General features: G+C 38.0%; 19 protein-coding genes and 1 other annotated feature. Of the genes, 1 reads left to right on the forward strand and 18 read right to left on the reverse strand.

Annotated features, from left to right (window positions below):
- Positions 1-65: 65 nt before the first annotated feature.
- The 10 genes from ABU914_RS01475 to ABU914_RS01520 form a co-directional block, all read right to left on the reverse strand.
- On the reverse strand, positions 66-971 hold the full coding sequence (locus ABU914_RS01475) for an RluA family pseudouridine synthase (protein WP_379667983.1): 906 nt from the start codon (positions 969-971) through the stop codon (positions 66-68).
- Positions 971-1,429, reverse strand: a complete 459-nt coding sequence (lspA, locus tag ABU914_RS01480; RefSeq protein WP_379667984.1) for a signal peptidase II — start codon at positions 1,427-1,429, stop codon at positions 971-973. The genes ABU914_RS01475 and lspA overlap by 1 nt, the downstream gene beginning before the upstream one ends.
- Before the next feature lie 23 nt (positions 1,430-1,452).
- Positions 1,453-4,212, reverse strand: a complete 2,760-nt coding sequence (gene ileS / locus ABU914_RS01485; protein WP_379667985.1) for an isoleucine--tRNA ligase — start codon at positions 4,210-4,212, stop codon at positions 1,453-1,455.
- 61 nt (positions 4,213-4,273) lie between these two features.
- Positions 4,274-4,500: a binding site (T-box leader), on the reverse strand.
- A 56-nt stretch (positions 4,501-4,556) separates the two neighbouring features.
- Positions 4,557-5,060, reverse strand: coding sequence for a DivIVA domain-containing protein (locus tag ABU914_RS01490; protein ID WP_379667986.1), 504 nt, complete (start codon positions 5,058-5,060; stop codon positions 4,557-4,559).
- 18 nt (positions 5,061-5,078) lie between these two features.
- Complete coding sequence (locus tag ABU914_RS01495; RefSeq protein ID WP_379667987.1) at positions 5,079-5,852, reverse strand: YlmH family RNA-binding protein; 774 nt, start codon at positions 5,850-5,852, stop codon at positions 5,079-5,081.
- A gap of 9 nt (positions 5,853-5,861) precedes the next feature.
- Positions 5,862-6,125, reverse strand: a complete 264-nt coding sequence (locus ABU914_RS01500) for a YggT family protein (RefSeq protein ID WP_379667988.1) — start codon at positions 6,123-6,125, stop codon at positions 5,862-5,864.
- 21 nt (positions 6,126-6,146) lie between these two features.
- A complete protein-coding gene (locus tag ABU914_RS01505; RefSeq protein ID WP_379667989.1) occupies positions 6,147-6,563 on the reverse strand; it encodes a cell division protein SepF in 417 nt (138 codons plus the stop codon).
- A gap of 13 nt (positions 6,564-6,576) precedes the next feature.
- Complete coding sequence (locus ABU914_RS01510; RefSeq protein WP_379667990.1) at positions 6,577-7,257, reverse strand: YggS family pyridoxal phosphate-dependent enzyme; 681 nt, start codon at positions 7,255-7,257, stop codon at positions 6,577-6,579.
- Positions 7,258-7,294: 37 nt separating this feature from the next.
- Entirely contained in the window at positions 7,295-8,104 is an 810-nt protein-coding gene (gene pgeF, locus ABU914_RS01515) for a peptidoglycan editing factor PgeF (RefSeq protein ID WP_379667991.1), read from the reverse strand.
- A 69-nt stretch (positions 8,105-8,173) separates the two neighbouring features.
- Positions 8,174-8,434 (reverse strand): YlmC/YmxH family sporulation protein, encoded by a 261-nt coding sequence (locus tag ABU914_RS01520; protein ID WP_379667992.1) that lies wholly within the window; start codon positions 8,432-8,434, stop codon positions 8,174-8,176.
- A gap of 204 nt (positions 8,435-8,638) precedes the next feature.
- Here ABU914_RS01520 and sigG point away from each other — a divergent pair, with 204 nt between their 5' ends.
- Positions 8,639-9,415 (forward strand): RNA polymerase sporulation sigma factor SigG, encoded by a 777-nt coding sequence (gene sigG / locus ABU914_RS01525; protein WP_379667993.1) that lies wholly within the window; start codon positions 8,639-8,641, stop codon positions 9,413-9,415.
- A 145-nt stretch (positions 9,416-9,560) separates the two neighbouring features.
- Here the strand turns inward: sigG and sigE are convergent, their stop codons facing one another.
- From sigE to ABU914_RS01565, 8 genes are all read right to left on the reverse strand, one after another.
- The gene (gene sigE / locus ABU914_RS01530; RefSeq protein WP_379667994.1) at positions 9,561-10,280 is read right to left on the reverse strand and encodes an RNA polymerase sporulation sigma factor SigE; all 720 of its coding nucleotides are present in this window, start codon (positions 10,278-10,280) and stop codon (positions 9,561-9,563) included.
- Positions 10,281-10,303: 23 nt separating this feature from the next.
- The gene (gene spoIIGA / locus ABU914_RS01535; RefSeq protein ID WP_379667995.1) at positions 10,304-11,203 is read right to left on the reverse strand and encodes a sigma-E processing peptidase SpoIIGA; all 900 of its coding nucleotides are present in this window, start codon (positions 11,201-11,203) and stop codon (positions 10,304-10,306) included.
- Positions 11,204-12,098: 895 nt separating this feature from the next.
- On the reverse strand, positions 12,099-13,235 hold the full coding sequence (gene ftsZ / locus ABU914_RS01540; RefSeq protein ID WP_379667996.1) for a cell division protein FtsZ: 1,137 nt from the start codon (positions 13,233-13,235) through the stop codon (positions 12,099-12,101).
- Between the two features lie 40 nt (positions 13,236-13,275).
- Entirely contained in the window at positions 13,276-14,556 is a 1,281-nt protein-coding gene (ftsA, locus tag ABU914_RS01545; protein WP_379667997.1) for a cell division protein FtsA, read from the reverse strand.
- A 98-nt stretch (positions 14,557-14,654) separates the two neighbouring features.
- On the reverse strand, positions 14,655-15,008 hold the full coding sequence (locus ABU914_RS01550) for a small basic family protein (RefSeq protein WP_379667998.1): 354 nt from the start codon (positions 15,006-15,008) through the stop codon (positions 14,655-14,657).
- Positions 15,008-15,715 carry a DUF881 domain-containing protein gene (locus tag ABU914_RS01555; RefSeq protein WP_379667999.1) on the reverse strand — a complete coding sequence of 236 codons (708 nt, stop codon included), beginning with the start codon at positions 15,713-15,715 and terminating at the stop codon, positions 15,008-15,010. Before ABU914_RS01555 ends, ABU914_RS01550 begins: the two co-directional genes overlap by 1 nt.
- The gene (locus ABU914_RS01560) at positions 15,712-16,422 is read right to left on the reverse strand and encodes a DUF881 domain-containing protein (protein ID WP_379668000.1); all 711 of its coding nucleotides are present in this window, start codon (positions 16,420-16,422) and stop codon (positions 15,712-15,714) included. The genes ABU914_RS01555 and ABU914_RS01560 overlap by 4 nt, the downstream gene beginning before the upstream one ends.
- Entirely contained in the window at positions 16,406-17,191 is a 786-nt protein-coding gene (locus ABU914_RS01565; RefSeq protein ID WP_379668001.1) for a cell division protein FtsQ/DivIB, read from the reverse strand. The genes ABU914_RS01560 and ABU914_RS01565 overlap by 17 nt, the downstream gene beginning before the upstream one ends.
- Positions 17,192-17,228 lie beyond the last annotated feature (37 nt).

Consider the following 17,228-nt stretch of genomic DNA (forward strand, 5'->3'; position numbering starts at 1 on the left):
CCTCACGGGACTGATATTAAAGGTTTATTTTGTTACGAGTATTATGACAAACTTCACCATACGTGTCAAGTGCGTAAATCTTCGAGAAGTGAAACGATATCGTTCGGCAAAGGGACCGAAAACATTAATTGTTCCCCAGTAGTCGGATGAACAAAACTAAGTGTTTTAGCGTGAAGTGCTTGACCTTCAATCGGCAATGTTTTTTTCGGACCGTATTTCGGATCACCAGCTACAGGATGACCGATATATTTCATGTGAACTCGAATTTGATGTGTTCTCCCTGTAACGAGTTGACATTCTATGAACGAGTATTTTGAAAACCGTTCGATGACTTTGAAATGTGTCATTGCTTCCCGACCTTTTTCCGTGACTGTCATTTTTTTACGGTCACGTTCATCGCGTCCAATCGGAGCATTGACAGTTCCTCTGCTATGCTCTACCTGACCATGAACGATAGCATTATATTTTCTTACTACGGTTTTATTTTTAAGTTGCTGAGCGAGCGATTCATGTGCTTGATCGTGTTTAGCAACCATAATGAGCCCAGATGTATCCTTATCAATCCGATGCACAATACCGGGCCGAATGGCTCCATTTATCCCTGATAAATCTTGACAATGTGCAAGTAAACCATTAACGAGCGTTCCGGAATCATGTCCAGGTGCGGGATGAACAACCATCCCACGCGGTTTATTTACTACGATAATGTCCGTATCTTCATACAAAATATCTAGATGGATTTGTTCTGGCTTAATGTCAATCGGTTCTGGCTCGGGAATTTGAATTTCAATTTCATCGTGAAGTTGGCATTTGTAACTTGCTTTCACTAGCTTGTCATTAACAGTTACACGATTTTCTTTAATTAAATCCTTTATCCGAGCTCGTGACAAACTTTGTAGCCAATCAGCTAAAAGCTTATCGATGCGTTGATTGATTTGCTGTTCATCCACTGTGAAATGGAACGTTTCCATTATACTTCTCCTTTTGCCTGTTCTTCTTTGAATGTGAACAGCATGAGTAAAATAACTCCGATGACGAGAGAAGAATCAGCCACGTTAAAAATCGGAAAATCATAATTGATGATTTTCACATCAATAAAATCGACAACTTCACCTCTAAATAAACGATCGATGAAGTTTCCAAGCGCTCCTCCGAGAATGAGCCCGAAGGCAATTCCGGTTCCAACATATTTCACTTGTTTTTGTAAATAGTACACGATCCCGACAACGACGAAAATTGTGATTACAAAAAACAATCCCATTTGACCTTGTAAAATGCCAAATGCGGCTCCTTTATTACGATGTGACGTAATGTAGAGTAAATTCTCAATTAATGGAATTTGTTCACCTATTTTCATATTTGTAACGATAAGCCATTTTGTCACTTGGTCAATCGCTATGACGATGAGAGCAATCAAATAGTAAATCACAAACTAACCTCCGTTCTCAACGATCACTCTGTTGATGTAAGCACTGTAAAGCAGCGAGAACATAATGTAGGGTGCTCTTCATGCTTGCCAACTTCATTCGATACGTTCCAGCAACGCTCACATGTTTCTCCTTCCGCATGTTGAACGACAACTTGAACGTGTTCAAACGATTGTGCTTCATTCGGAGCTTGGTCTTTGTCATTCGTGATTTCCACTTGCGATACGATAAATAGTTGTTCTAATCTGCCCGCTTCAGAGAGTAATGATTTCGCATCGTTTGTCGGATACAGAACGACTTTCGCTTCCAATGATTTACCGATAACTTTCTCTTTGCGAGCATCTTCAAGCGCTTTTAACACTTCGTCACGAATTGAAATGATGTTTTCCCATTTAGTTTTTAACGCTTCTGCATTCGGAATTTCCGACGTTTTTGGCATATCTGTTAGTTGGACACTGTCTTCATCTACACCGTCAATGTACGACCATACTTCTTCCATCGTATGCGGAATGATCGGTGCTAATAATTTAACTAATGCCGTTAATGTATCAAAAAGTACCGTTTGAATGGCTCGACGTCTCACATCATCCGCCTTTTCAATATAAAGTGTATCTTTCGCAATATCTAAATAGAAAGAGCTCATATCAATCGTACAGAAGTTATGAATCGCATGATAAATTGGTGAAAATTGATATTCTTCGTACGAACTCGTTACTTTTTCAATCAATTCATTTAATTTAACGAGCATAAAACGATCGATTTCTGAAAGCTCCTCCATTGAAACGCGATGAGCATGCGGATCAAAGTCATGCAAGTTCCCAAGCATAAATCGAAACGTGTTTCGGATTTTACGGTATGCTTCAGCAATTTGCTTTAAAATTTTGTCAGATACACGAACGTCAGCTTGGTAGTCAACTGAAGACACCCAAAGTCGTAAAATATCAGCTCCGAGTTGCTTCATAACATCATTTGGAATGACAACATTTCCTAACGATTTGCTCATTTTTTTGCCTTCGCCATCAAGTGCGAATCCGTGGCTAATGATCGCTTTATAAGGTGCTTTTCCTGTAACGGCTACACTCGTTGATAAAGACGAGTTAAACCAGCCACGATATTGGTCTGAGCCTTCAAGATAGACATCAGCAGGTCGCGTTAAATCGTCACGTTCAGCTAATACGGCTTGATGTGATGACCCTGAATCAAACCAAACATCCATAATATCAAGTTCTTTCCTAAATTCACCGTTCGGGCTATGTTCAGACGTGAATCCTTCTGGAAGTAAATCTTTTGCTTCTCTTTCAAACCATACGTTTGAACCGTATTTTCTAAATAAGTTCGCGACATGTTCAATCGTTTCATCGGTTATAATCGGTTCACCGTCTTCTCCATAAAAAACAGGAATTGGTACTCCCCAAGTACGTTGGCGTGAAATACACCAATCTTCACGCTCCTTCACCATGTTATGAAGTCTCGTTTCACCCCAAGCAGGATACCATTTGACATCTTTAATCGCTTGAAGAAGTTCATCGCGAAAATCTTTAATCGATGCAAACCATTGCTCTGTTGCTCTAAAAATGATCGGTTTTTTCGTTCTCCAATCATGAGGATAGGAGTGGGTAATAAACGTTAGCTTAAGTAATGCTCCAACTTCTTCAAGTTTTTCTGTTACGAGCTTGTTCGCTTTATCATAAAATATACCTTCGAAACCTGGTGCTTCATCAGTGAAGACCCCTTTTTCATCGACGGGACAAAGAATCTCTAAATTATATTTTCTACCGACAATATAGTCGTCTTCCCCGTGTCCTGGTGCTGTATGGACACACCCTGTTCCCGCATCTAGTGTTACGTGTTCCCCTAAAATGACGGGTGACTTTCGATCGTAAAAAGGATGCTTTGTTTCAACAAATTCAAGTTCTTCACCTAGGAGCGTTTTTTCAATGTCTACATTTCCCCAATTTAACTCATTCGTTAACGTATCGACTAAGTCTTTCGCCACGACATATTTTTTCCCGTTCACATTAACAACCGTATACTCAAATTCTGGATGAACAGCTATCGCTAAGTTTGCTGGAATTGTCCACGGGGTCGTCGTCCAAATGACAATTTGTTCGTCTCCTTTTAATACACCTTTTCCATCTGTCACTTGGAACCCAACATAAATGGAAGGTGAGCGCTTATCTGCGTATTCGATTTCTGCTTCTGCTAGAGCCGATTCTGAAGAAGGTGACCAATATACCGTCTTTTTGTCCTTATAAATGTAACCTTTTTTCGCCATTTCACCGAAAACTTTGATTTGCTGTGCTTCATATTCTTTCGTTAATGTAATATATGGATTGTTCCAATCCCCACGAACACCAAGACGTTTAAATTGTTCACGTTGGCGATCAATTTGCTTAAGTGCATATTCTTCACATAATTTACGGAACTCTGCGACAGATAATTTTTTACGATCAACTTTTCCCGATTTCGTCAGTGCTGTTTCAATCGGCAGACCGTGTGTATCCCAACCAGGAACGTACGGTGCATGATAGCCACGCATTGATTTATAGCGAACGATAATATCTTTTAAAACTTTATTAATCGCATGGCCAATATGGATGTCTCCATTCGCATATGGCGGTCCATCATGTAGCACAAATAAAGGACGACCTTTCGTACGCTCTTGCACTTTTTTATAGATGTTTTCTTTATCCCACTTCGCTTGCCACTGCGGCTCTTTATTCGGTAAATTACCACGCATTGGGAAATCGGTTTTAGGCATTAACAAAGTTTCTTTATAGCTCATTTTGTTTCCTCCTGCAACTATATAATTCGTGTTCAAAAAAAGAAAGACCTTTCTTCATCCCCATAGGGACGAGAAAGATCTCGCGGTACCACCCTAATAGCAAACCGATTATACCTTAACCGTTTTGCCACTTTATATTCTTAACGCGAATAAAACGCCAATACTTACTTTCCGTTCAGCATTAGACTCAAGGGTGATCTTCCTTTTTTTCAGTTTGGTCAGGCTTTCACCAACCCTGACTCGCTTTACAAACGTACGAAAAAGTACTCTTCCTCTCATCGTCTTTACCATATTCAATTCATATCTTTTTGTTAGTATAAAGAGAGTAAGGTCATTCGTCAAGCTTAAATTGGATCCTCTACTTGTTCTTCTTCAACTTCTGTAATTGGATTTGTCACTTCATCCCATTCATCGTGATTTAGCATTTCTAATTGTGCCTCGATAAGCATACGAAACCTCGTTCGATATACAGACGCTTGTTTTTTCAGATCTTCGACTTCAACTGCTATTTTACGTGTGCGGGAAAGAGCTTCATTAATGATGCGATCAGCATTTTTTTCTGCTTCACGAATGATAAGTTCAGCCTCTTTATTTGCATTACGCTTTACTTCTTCAGCCGTTTGTTCAGCAACGAGAATCGAATTTTTTAATGAGTTTTCGATATCGGAATAATGAGTAATTTTTTCGTTTAACGTATCGACTTTTTCCTGTAAATCTTGGTTTTCACGAATGAGCGCTTCATAATCTTTAATCACTTGATCAAGAAATTCATTCACTTCATCGATATCGTAGCCACGAAGTCCCCGATTAAACTCTTTGTTATGAATATCAAGCGGTGTTAATGGCACGGATGCCACCCCCTAAAGTTATAATTTTTTACTATATTGAATCCGCCATTTTCCTTTTCGGGTTTGTCCTTCAAGTACTTGCAATTTTGCTCTTCCGAAACCTCTAAGTGAAATTGTATCAAAAATATGGCATTCATACGACGGTTGTTCGACAACTTTCCAATTGATTTTTACGAGCGCTTTTTGTATGTATGTAACAGCTTTTGAACGTGAAATGTTAAAAATTTCAGCAAGCAATGCATCAAGTCGTAAAGCGGGAATTGTTCCAGTGTATGAACGCCATTCATCATCCGGTTCTATTAGTTCGTCTTTGCTTAGCTTATGTAATGTTACTGGAGCTCTTCCGACTGAGTCTAAGTGTAACATTACATATTCGGCGATTTCGTCAACTACGACAAACTGAACAGCTTGTCCATTTATAAGGATATCACCAAATTTTTCACGTTTTAACCCTAAACTCATTAAAGCTCCGAGAAGTTGGCTATGCTCAATTGTAAAAAATTTCACCGCGTATTGAAGCTCAAAAAAAGCGAGTCCATAATCTGAACGTTTTGGTTCAAAATAAGTGGGTGCAATAATACCCCGTTTTCGCTCAGCATCTTCTAATCCGCCATGAAAATAGGCGTTCACTTCCCCATCATAGTTCGCCAGTTGAGTCACAATTTCCTGCTGTCTCGGATCAAGAAAATCAGTTAGCCTAAAAGCATACGAGTCTTTTACCATTTGAATCCATTCAAACACTTGATCAAGAAATAGCCTTTCATCATGACGATAATGTTGATAAATATCCATCGATGTTACCTACATTAACATTTTAAAAATTTCTACGACTCCACGTTCAGCAAGACGTAGTGCAATAATCGCAACAATTGGGGAAATATCGATCATTCCTAGTGGCGGAATAATTTTTCGGAATGGTTCTAAATAAGGTTCTACGATCCGACCGAGCATTTGACCAAAGCCTGACTCCCTAGCGTTTGGAACCCAACTCATTAAAATATAAATGATGATGAGCCAAGAGTATATGTTAAGAATTGTAATGATTAAACTTGCAATTGTTCCCAAACTATTGCCACCGCCCTCAAATTAGTCCTCATGGATTATTTCTGAAATTTTACCTGATACATCTACGTTAGCAGGCGTACATAAAAATGTATGTTCACCGAGTTTTTGAATGTCACCGCCGATTGCATATACGGTTCCGCTAAGAAAATCAACAATGCGCTTCGCTTGATCATGAGGTACACGTTGAAGATTCATTGCAATGGCACGATGACTTTTTAGCTGATCAGCAATTTCTTGTACTTCTGAATAAACACGAGGTTCGACTAAAATTACTTTTACGTTTTGTTGTACACTTTGTAAGCTTACAACATTTTCAGCTTTTTTTACAGCCGAACGCTCGTCATATTGTGGTTCGCTCGTAGTTGCATACGCTTCTTCAATTTCGTACATTTCTTCATCGAGTTCGAAAAAACGTTTAAATTTTGACTTTATTCCCATATCATTTCAACTCCTATTCTATATTTGTTCCAACGATTGTGCTGCCAAGTCTAATAAAAGTCGCTCCTTCTTCAATTGCAATCGTATAATCGTTTGACATTCCCATCGATAAGTGCTCACACGGGGCATGAGGCAAGTGCATATTTTTCACTTTTTCTTGAAGTGATTTCAATGTTTTGAAAACTGGACGAATGAGGTTTTCATCATTCGTATGCGGCGCCATCGTCATGAGACCTATAACTTCTATATTTTCATATGATTGAAGATTTTCGATAAATGGAATGACTTCTTCCACAAATAAACCATGCTTTGATGTTTCTTTAGCGACATTTACTTGTACGAAACATTTTACTTTCTTAGTTGCTCGTTTGTTAATTTCTTTCGCTAATGACTGCCGATCAAGTGAATGGATATAGTCTACTTTATCGATTATATTTTTTACTTTTCTCGATTGAAGTGTACCAACAAAATGCCAGGTCGCCCGTTCTCCAATCGCTTCATATTTTTGAATAAATTGATTGTCACGATTTTCTCCGAGGTGTTTAATACCTAAATCGACTACAGCCTTCGCTCTTAGTTCATCGACATATTTCGTAACAGCTACGACCGTAATCTCTTCTCGGTTACGATTCGCTCTTTGACAAGCTTCTTCAATTTTTTTATGAACTGCTAAAATATTTTCTTTCATTATCAAGATGTTCTCACCCTAGTTTTTTCTTATGTAAACTGTCCTATCGTAATCCAATATATGCCATCATTCTTCCTGTTTGGCCATTCTCTTTTCGATGCGAAAAGAAAGTGGAATGTAAACAACTCGTACATAATGGAGACAGGTATATGTCTTTTTCAGGAATACCTGCTTGAATTAAGAGCAATTTATTCAACAATTTTAAGTTTAACATATATTGATTAGACTTATTTTTTTGCGCAACATTTTTATCGAATTGAAACTTGTTCACTTCACTCATGACAACATCATTCACTTCGTAGCAGCATGGCCCGATCGACGGTCCGATGACAACTTGTATCTTTGTAGGATCAATTCCTTCTTTCCGCCACGCTTCAACCATTTTTCCCGCTATGTTGGCAACTGTTCCTCTCCAACCCGCATGAGCAATACCAACCATTTGACGTTGCTTTTCAATAAAGTAAATAGGTACACAATCAGCATATAAAGAAACGAGTAAAATTCCACGCTCTGTCGTATATAGCCCATCTACCTCACGAATTGCGGTGTGTTCCGTCGTTGCACCTTTTCCTCTATCTCCACGCTTAACTTTATAAATGTTATTGCCATGGGGTTGTGTTCCAACAACCCACTGCTGTAAAGGAATGGAAAGCTTTTTCGCAACGATGTGCCGGTTATTTAATACATCACTTAGTCGGTCCTTAACGTGAAAGCCGACATTAAGAGACTGATACGGTGATTGACTTGTTCCTCCGTGTCGAGTTGTCATCCCAGCAATGATATGTTGATCGCTCTCCCACTTTTTTATAGATAATATCGATGGATCATCAGTTTCATACAAGGTTTCCGTCATTTCGACACCTCTTGTTTAATACTGAAAGTTTATTCTTTATTTTATCATATATTGTAAATGATTACTGCATCATGATTGCAATTCTTCATTAAATTCCGTTTCATTGAGACGGACGAGAATTACATCTGTACCAATTTTTATTATATTTTTCCAAGGGATCATCAGATCTTGATCACGACCGAATAAGCCCATCATTTTTCCGCTACTTTGAATAATAATCGCTTCAATTTTTCCAGTCGTCGTATTTATTTCTAAATCGTAAATGTGACCGAGTCTTTTTCCGTTGGAAACACTGACAACATCCTTTACTTGAAATTCAGAAATTTTCATATCCATTCCCACCTTTCAGTAAAGTATATGTACAACTAATAAAATTTGAACGTTTCGCTAAAAAAGAGTTTTAGTAGAACAAATATCACTAATAAACGATTGTTTTTTACAATTAGTCGACGTCATCAAACAATTTTTTGTGCATATTTTTCCTTCCTGCGGAGATACTTACTTAAGACACCATCCCCAATAGGAGGGAAAGAATTGACTCGACATAAAGTTGAAATTTGCGGAGTTGATACGTCTAAACTGCCTGTACTCAAAAATGAAGAAATGCGTATACTGTTTAAAAAAATGCAAAATGGTGATTTATCATCAAGAGAAAAATTAGTAAATGGAAATTTACGTCTTGTCTTAAGCGTCATTCAACGATTTAATAACCGTGGCGAATATATCGATGATCTCTTTCAAGTTGGTTGTATTGGGCTTATGAAATCGATCGACAATTTTGATTTAAGCCACAATGTTAAATTTTCAACGTATGCAGTACCGATGATTATAGGTGAAATTAGGAGGTATTTACGAGATAACAACCCGATTCGAGTATCACGTTCGTTAAGAGATGTTGCTTATAAGGCGTTACAAGTAAGAGATAAATTAATGGTTAAACATTCAAAAGAGCCAACGGCTCAGGAAATTGCAAAGGAACTAGGCGTCCCGAAAGAAGAAGTGGTTTTTGCATTAGATGCGATTCAAGATCCTGTCTCATTATTTGAACCTATTTACAACGATGGGGGAGACCCAATCTATGTGATGGATCAAATTAGCGATGATAAAAATAAAGATACGTTTTGGACAGAAGACATTGCCGTAAAAGAAGCGATGACACGGCTAAATGAGAGGGAAAAATCGATCTTAATTATGCGCTTTTTTCAAGGGAAAACTCAAATGGAGGTGGCAAATGAAATTGGAATTTCTCAAGCCCAAGTTTCGAGGCTAGAAAAAGCAGCGATCCAACAAATGAATAAAAATATTCAGTGAGATAGCAAGTTGCTATCTCACTTTTAAATAAACGTAAATGTATGACCCAGACTTAACAATAGAGCGAGCTTACAATTTCTTGACCATGTTTTCGTGTCTCATATCGATGAACAAGTTAAAATTTCGACGCACTCACATAATTACATTACACCATTTTGTTAAATTCCTTCCTTAACCTTTTAATAATTCGTTTTTCTAATCGGGAGATGTACGATTGAGAAATCCCTAGTAAATCTGCAACATCCTTCTGTGTTTTTTCTTCTTTACCGCTTAAACCAAAACGCAATTCCATAATTTGTTTTTCACGATCATTTAGTGTATATAGTGCTTTAAACAACAATTTACGATTGACTTGGTCTTCAATTCCTTTCGTAATAATATCATTTTCCGTTCCTAATACGTCCGAAAGTAACAGCTCATTCCCATCCCAATCGACGTTTAGCGGTTCATCGAAGGAAACTTCTGAACGTGTTTTATTATTTCTTCGTAAATACATTAAAATTTCATTTTCAATACAACGGGAAGCATACGTGGCAAGTTTTATTTTTTTCTCAGGATTAAACGTATTCACTGCTTTTATTAATCCAATTGTACCGATGCTAATTAAATCTTCAATATTAATACCCGTATTTTCAAATTTTCGTGCGATGTATACAACGAGTCTTAAATTATGTTCAATTAATCGCGAACGCGCATCTGCATCTCCTTTAGGAAGCTTAGCAATTAATACCGCTTCTTCCTCTTTTGATAATGGAGCTGGTAATGCTTCATTTCCTCCAATATAATAAATTTCATCCGTTTTTATTCCGAATCGATTTAGAATTTTGTGCCAAAACTTGATCATTCGGAATTTCCACATTTTCATCTTTCTCTTCCTCCATTCTCATTTTAAGATGCGTGTTTATGTAGCAGCATTTTAGGATGCAATATGCATTCAAAATCTCCATCACTTGACAGACGTTGCTTGCTTAAACCAACTAAACAATGTTTGACAATAAACTTGTCATCGTTATGAACGATTTCAATACGTTCAGGTCGCAACGCGACAAGCATCTGTTGCTCTTGTCCAACAGAACGAAATGGAATAAGCCTAACTCTTGAATACCACGGATGTTCGTTGTCAATCATTGAAAGAGAGCTCTCATGTAATTCGTGTAATTGTAGTGACTTGTTTACGGTTGATATATCCATAATCATAACCGGAACTTTCGTAATCGGATCAGTAAGCAGATTTCCACTATCTATCAACCCTTTCAACTGAATAATTTCTTCCTCTATAAATATTTGAACATCCGCCATTTGCTCAAATGTCATTGAACGGTACTCCATGTTAGTCAACCGTTCCCGTGTGAAAAACCATAGCAACGGAAAACCGATTGCGACGAAAAGCCAGCTTATCGGATCACCATATCCTGTGAATGGCATTGAAGCGATTCCATTCAATAATTGAGAATCCGTCAGTAAAAAAAAGCGGACTGCAATCAATCCTCCTCCAATCATGAATGTTACGAAATAAAACATAGCAACATTCTGAAAAAAATAAGAAAACCGTTTAAACCGAAATGCGATATAAACGATAATCATAGAACATATAAATTTACTAACAGGATGATAAAAGACTGATGCATAATGGGTAAATATAAGTAATACGTACATCGAAGCAACTGCTGAGCTAATCGCTATCCGTAACTTATTTATTTTTCTTTTCAGAAACAGTCCCGTAAGCATTAACAAGAGATAATCTGTGAAAAAATTCAAAAGCCAAATGACATCTACATAAACCGTCAAGTTAGCTCATTCCAATCCTTATTCTTGTCTTTAGTATATAATTATTCTATTGATAAGTTTGTCAGTTTATGACGAGCATCTCCTTGTTATTTTGAATAAAGCACACTATTTTTGTCACCACTGATGGTAGATTGGATCAAAAAAACACGACAAGCATTTGTCGTGTTTTTAAAACAGCTTTTCATTTTTAACGTACTGCACATACTTGCGCGTTAGAAACCTGTAGACAGACTAAGGACGCCACGTTCGAGACACCCAATGATTATTCAACGATGTATTGTTCTACGTAAGGAAAGAATAAATTTGCAACTAGAAGAAGCTCGATGTAGTTGCAAATATTAAGCCCCTAATATAAGCGCAACCAAGCCTTTGTCTGCGTCTTAAAAGACTTGCCAATAGGCAAGTTTCCTTTATGGGTTTACTCTCCTCAGTACAGCACACTCGACGGAGCCCCTGTGGGCCTAAGTCTCGCTTTTCCACGTGTCAAATGCCCGTAATTTCACTCGTTCAAACGGGCGTTAGAAACCTGATAAGTCTCGCTAACCATTAGCTGTTAAATAGGCAGGCAGACTACAAACGCCACATCGTGTGGCAACGTCTGCATGACCCACTTCCTGTGGTCCTAAGTCTCGCTTTTCCACGTGTCAAACGCCCGTAATTTCACTCGTTCAAACGGGCGTTAGAAACCTGATAAGTCTCGCTAACCATTAGCTGTTAAATAGGCAGGCAGACTACAAACGCCACATCGTGTGGCAACGTCTGCATGACCCACTTCCTGTGGTCCTAAGTCTCGCTTTTCCACGTGTCAAACGCCCGTAATTTCACTCGTTCAAACGGGCGTTAGAAACCTGATAAGTCTCGCTAACCATTAGCTTACGCTAATGGAAGTCTCGCTTTATCGGCGGCGATTTCGGTTCCTCAAAAATGTTGGAATGTCTAGCGTATCACCTGTATCTTGGTATTGAGTGCCAAACTTTCTTTCATCTGCTTGAGGCGCTTCTTCTTTTTGACTACTCACGTTCGGCTGAACATTTGATTGAGTCATTCGGCTCGGTGCCTGTTGTCGTTGGCTATTTTCTTTTTCATCGAAACCAGTTGCAATCACAGTTACGACAATCTCTTCCTTTAAATCTTCGTTAATAACGGAACCAAAGATCATATTTACGTCTTGATCGGAAGCTGATGATACGATATCTGCTGCTTCATTCACTTCGTAAAGACTTAAATTCGCACCGCCGCTAATATTCATTAATACACCTTTCGCTCCATCAATTGAAGTTTCTAGAAGTGGGCTTGAAATTGCTTTTCGTGCTGCTTCAGATGCACGATTTTCTCCCGTGGCGATCCCGATGCCCATTAATGCTGTCCCTTTTTCAGTCATAATCGTCTTTACGTCAGCAAAGTCTAAGTTAATTAAACCCGGAACCGCAATTAGATCTGAAATTCCTTGTACTCCTTGTCGAAGTACGTTATCTGCTTCTCTAAACGCTTCAAGCATCGGTGTATTTTTATCAACAATTTCAAGTAAACGGTCATTCGGTATAACGATGAGTGTATCAACTTTTTCTTTAAAAACAGAAATTCCATTCGCGGCTTGACTTGAACGCTTGCGACCTTCAAACGTAAATGGTTTCGTTACAACACCAACTGTTAACGCACCGTTTTCTTTCGCAATCTCAGCGATTACAGGCGCAGCTCCAGTCCCTGTGCCGCCACCCATTCCAGCTGTCACAAATACCATGTCCGCACCGTTTAATGCTTCAGCAATTTGTTCTTTGCTTTCCTCAGCGGCTTTTTTGCCAATTTCAGGATTAGCTCCGGCTCCAAGGCCTCTCGTTAGTTTCGTACCAATTTGAAGTTTCGTTTCTGCTAAAGATAAATTTAACGCTTGTGCATCGGTATTAACTGCAATGAAGTCAACGCCGCGAACACCGTGTTCAATCATTCTGTTTACCGCATTGCTTCCACCACCACCGACGCCTATCACTTTAATCTTTGCTAATTGATGAACATCCATATCGAATTCTAGCATCTTAAATCCTCCTAAGTTTTGAAAATCGTATCACTCTTCTTTAATCAAAAAAAGATCCAAAGAAACTTTTCACTTTCGTTACTACGTTCGAATTGCTTTCATCGTTACGTTTCTTCTTCTGATCCGCTACCTTTTTCTTTGGTTTGGGTGGAAGTTCATGGCTAATTCCGGCAGCAACTTCTCGACCTTGTATTTTTACATTACGATATGTAAATTGGATTAATCCAACTCCTACCGTGTATTTTGGCTCACGAACACCTAAATAGTCAGGTGAAGCCACTCTGACATTGTTTTCAAGAATATATTGTGACAACTCTAAGACACCAGGCATGGAGGCTACCCCACCTGTTAGGACATAGCCACCTGGAAGGTTCGGGTAACCGAGACCCTCTAATTCTTTATCGACCATTTCAATCATTTCTGTAACCCGAGCTTCAATAATGTGTGCTATTTCAAACTGATTATATTCTTCTTCCTTTGCACTTCCAATTCTAGTAACCTTAAAAACTTCTTCATCTGTTGAAAGATCAATAAAAGCATGTCCGTGTTTAAGTTTAACTCTTTCCGCTTCTTCGGTTGAAATACGTAAACCGACCGAAATATCTTTCGTTATATGTTCTCCTCCAACAGGAATGACGCTTGTTTTTCGTAAGTAACCTTCTTCAAAAACTGAGATTGTCGTACATCCGCCGCCAATGTCGATTAGTGCAACACCAAGTTCTCGTTCATCACGAGAAAGTGCGATTGAGCCAGCTGCAATCGATTGTAAACAAATGTCAGCAATGACTAAACCTGCTTTTTCTACACAACGCAATAAATTATGTAGGATTGTCTTTGAACCTGTAATGATCGTTCCTTCCATTTCTAAACGAACACCGATCATTCCACGTGGATCATTAATTTCATCTAACCCGTCTACAATAAATTGGCGAGGGATGACGTCGATAATTTCACGTTCTGGCGGAATTGAAACAACTTCAGCTGCCTCAATAACGCGAATAACATCCTCATTACGAATTTCACGATCTTCACTCGATACAGCGACAACACCATGACATGGTTGGAGCGCAATATGATTACCACCAACACCAACAATGACAGACTCAATTTGAACACCAACCATTCTCTCGGCTTGTTCAACAGCTTTTTTTATTGAACGCACGGTTTCATCTATATCAACGATTGCACCTTTATTCAACCCTTGTGACGGTGCCGTTCCAACACCAATGATATTTAAAGATTCATCGACCATTTCACCGATAATTACTTTTATATTCGATGTTCCGATGTCTAAGCTAACAAATATGTCGTTGCTGTTCAATCTCAGAGCACCACCTTATTCATTGTTACAAATAAATAGTTCGATTAAAACTGTATTCCACATAAAAGGGGTCATTCCCTCTTTTTTTATTAAGATTTTCAGCTGTTTTTTCTCTTTTCGGACCACTTCTGTAAAAAAATACGGCGAATAATTGCTATATTATTAAACAATCGTACGCCAAAAGCGAAAATAGCCGCTAAATACAAGTCTACACCAAGATTAACACCGAGAAAAGCTAAACTTGCAGCTAGAACAATATTAAAGAAAAAGCCTGAAATAAATACACGATCGTCAAAGGTCGATTGCAAATGGGCTCGAATACCACCAATGAGTGTGTCTAATGCTGCTAATACGGCAATTGACAAATATTGTGTGTATTCTTCCGGCACTCGCAACTCTGTTGAAAAGCCTAACATAATACCGATTAATAGTCCGAGTAGCGGAAGCCACATTACGAACCCTCCTCATATTGTTGCATATAGTTTACTTTAATGTTTCGATCGTAAGGAATAATATGAACGTTATTTTTCAACTCTGCAGTGATGGACAAGTTTTCCTCGGCAAACTCATCCGAAATTTTCGATGCTTTAAATTGGTCCAAAAGCTTTGCGACATCATCTGCAACGATTTTAATTTCAATCGGCAAATCCGGTAACGAGCGATTATTCAAAAACGTCTGTCCATTCACTTCTCTAACCGCTGTTAAAGCTATGACTCGTTGTTCTGCGATTGAAATATGTTCAATCCCAAACGTATTTAATTCATTCATAAGACGAGAAAGTAATTCTGCTGTTAATTGCGGGATTTCTTCCCCGATCAATTCTTCCTTGAATAATGGTTCGATTCGGAGAACGATGCCTTTACTATATACAGTCGTTAAACCGGCTTCATGTTTCAATTTTTTTAATGCTTCTTCCATTACGAGTACCCGGTCTTGATCTGAGTTTTGCTTATACTCATTAAGTAATATTTCATAATGGGAAATTTCCGTATTTAACTGAAGTTGTTTTTGTTTCTCTTTTTCCAAATCTTCCCTTAACTCCCATATGCTTCTTGTATCACGTTCATTCGGACTTTTAAACGTTTGGAATTGTACTGCTAACATAAATCCAAGTATTAACGTACTTAATGTAAAAACGATGATCGATTGTGGCTTCAAGCCCCTCTTCCTTTCCCACTAAAAAAAGGTTCCATCACAACTTCAGATTTTTTTTCAATCGATACTTCAATCCCATTTTCAACGAGTTGGTCTTTTACATTTCCTTTTAAGTTTATTGAAGATTCCATCATATCTACATCGCCAATTGCGGCGATTTCAAATGGAGCAAAGTATTGAACTCCATCAACCTCAACCACTGGACCGATACACAAAATATATGAGTTAAATGAAATCCGTTGCCCATTAATCGAAATGGCTTCTGCACCGGAAATGAGCAATTCATTAATGACTTTTTGAATATGGTGTTCGTGAACGATATAGTTGTTTGGATTATCTTGGTCTGGTATGTAAGATGAATCACGAAGGGAAACGACGATACCAGGACCTTTTACTTTCACCGTACCTGTCACCATTCTTAGTTGTTCAAGTTCTTCAACGAGTTTTGAACTCATTTTTTCGTTATCGACTTGATTTTTTTCAATTTCTTGAACTTCAGCCTGTAATTCTTTTAATTCATTAAACCTTGTGCTATTTTCATTTTGAATTCGCAAAATTTCATCGCGAAGCTTGTCTTTTTTTTCCCATTCTGTTTCAGATATACGACTCAAATTTTTTTCTTTCGTCGTAAGATGATAAGAGTATGAGAGCATGAATCCAACAAGTAACAGAACGAGAGCGTAGATAACGTGTTTACCCTTCACTTTCATGTTCTGTTTCCTCCTCATTCTTACTCTTATACTCTTCAAAATAAGTACTAACATTTAAATGAATAATCCCGCGTTTTCCAGGCTCAATTTGACTGACTACAGCAGGATATTTTCTTAGATTTTCAGCGAGATTCGCTACAGATGTCCTTACTTCAAATCCATCATTCATAAAAACGCGTAAATCATAGGAGATTGTTTCAGATGAGGTGAACTTTATTTCAGAAATTCGTTGAATTAAGCTTTGGGGCAGTTGCTTCAATTCATTTGCAATTTCTTCTAATTTCTTTTTATCTGCATTTGCCAAAATAGGTGCATTTACAGGAGTTTCATCTGATAAAAGCTTGTCAATTACTCTACCGTTTTCCAAAATTGGAAAATAGGCATCTTTCTCTTTTAAATAAGCGACTCTAACAAATTCCTTCACTTCTATGTAAATTGTATTCGGAAAACGTTTGTGAACTTTAACATCAGACAATTGAACATTTGATTTTAAAAGCTTATTCTCTAACTCTTTCGTATTAATGTTCCAAAAGCTTGTCTCATTCGTTAAATTGCCAGCTTTTACAATAGAAGAATCAGCAACGTAATGGTTGCCTTCAATTGTAATTTTACCAATTTTGCTTAACGGTGATTGTAAATAAACGACGAGCAAGATTAATAAAAAAAAGAGCGACAAGTATATAATTAAACGTCGATTCGCTTTCCGCTTCCTCTCCGCTTTTAATTTAGGAATTCGGTCTTCTATTGTTATGACCTTTCCACTTTTCATCTGTTCGCCTCCGCTAGAAAAATACGACGTCTTAATT

The sequence above is a fragment of the Pueribacillus sp. YX66 genome (assembly GCF_041725775.1).
In the GTDB taxonomy this organism is placed as follows: domain Bacteria; phylum Bacillota; class Bacilli; order Bacillales; family UBA6769; genus Pueribacillus.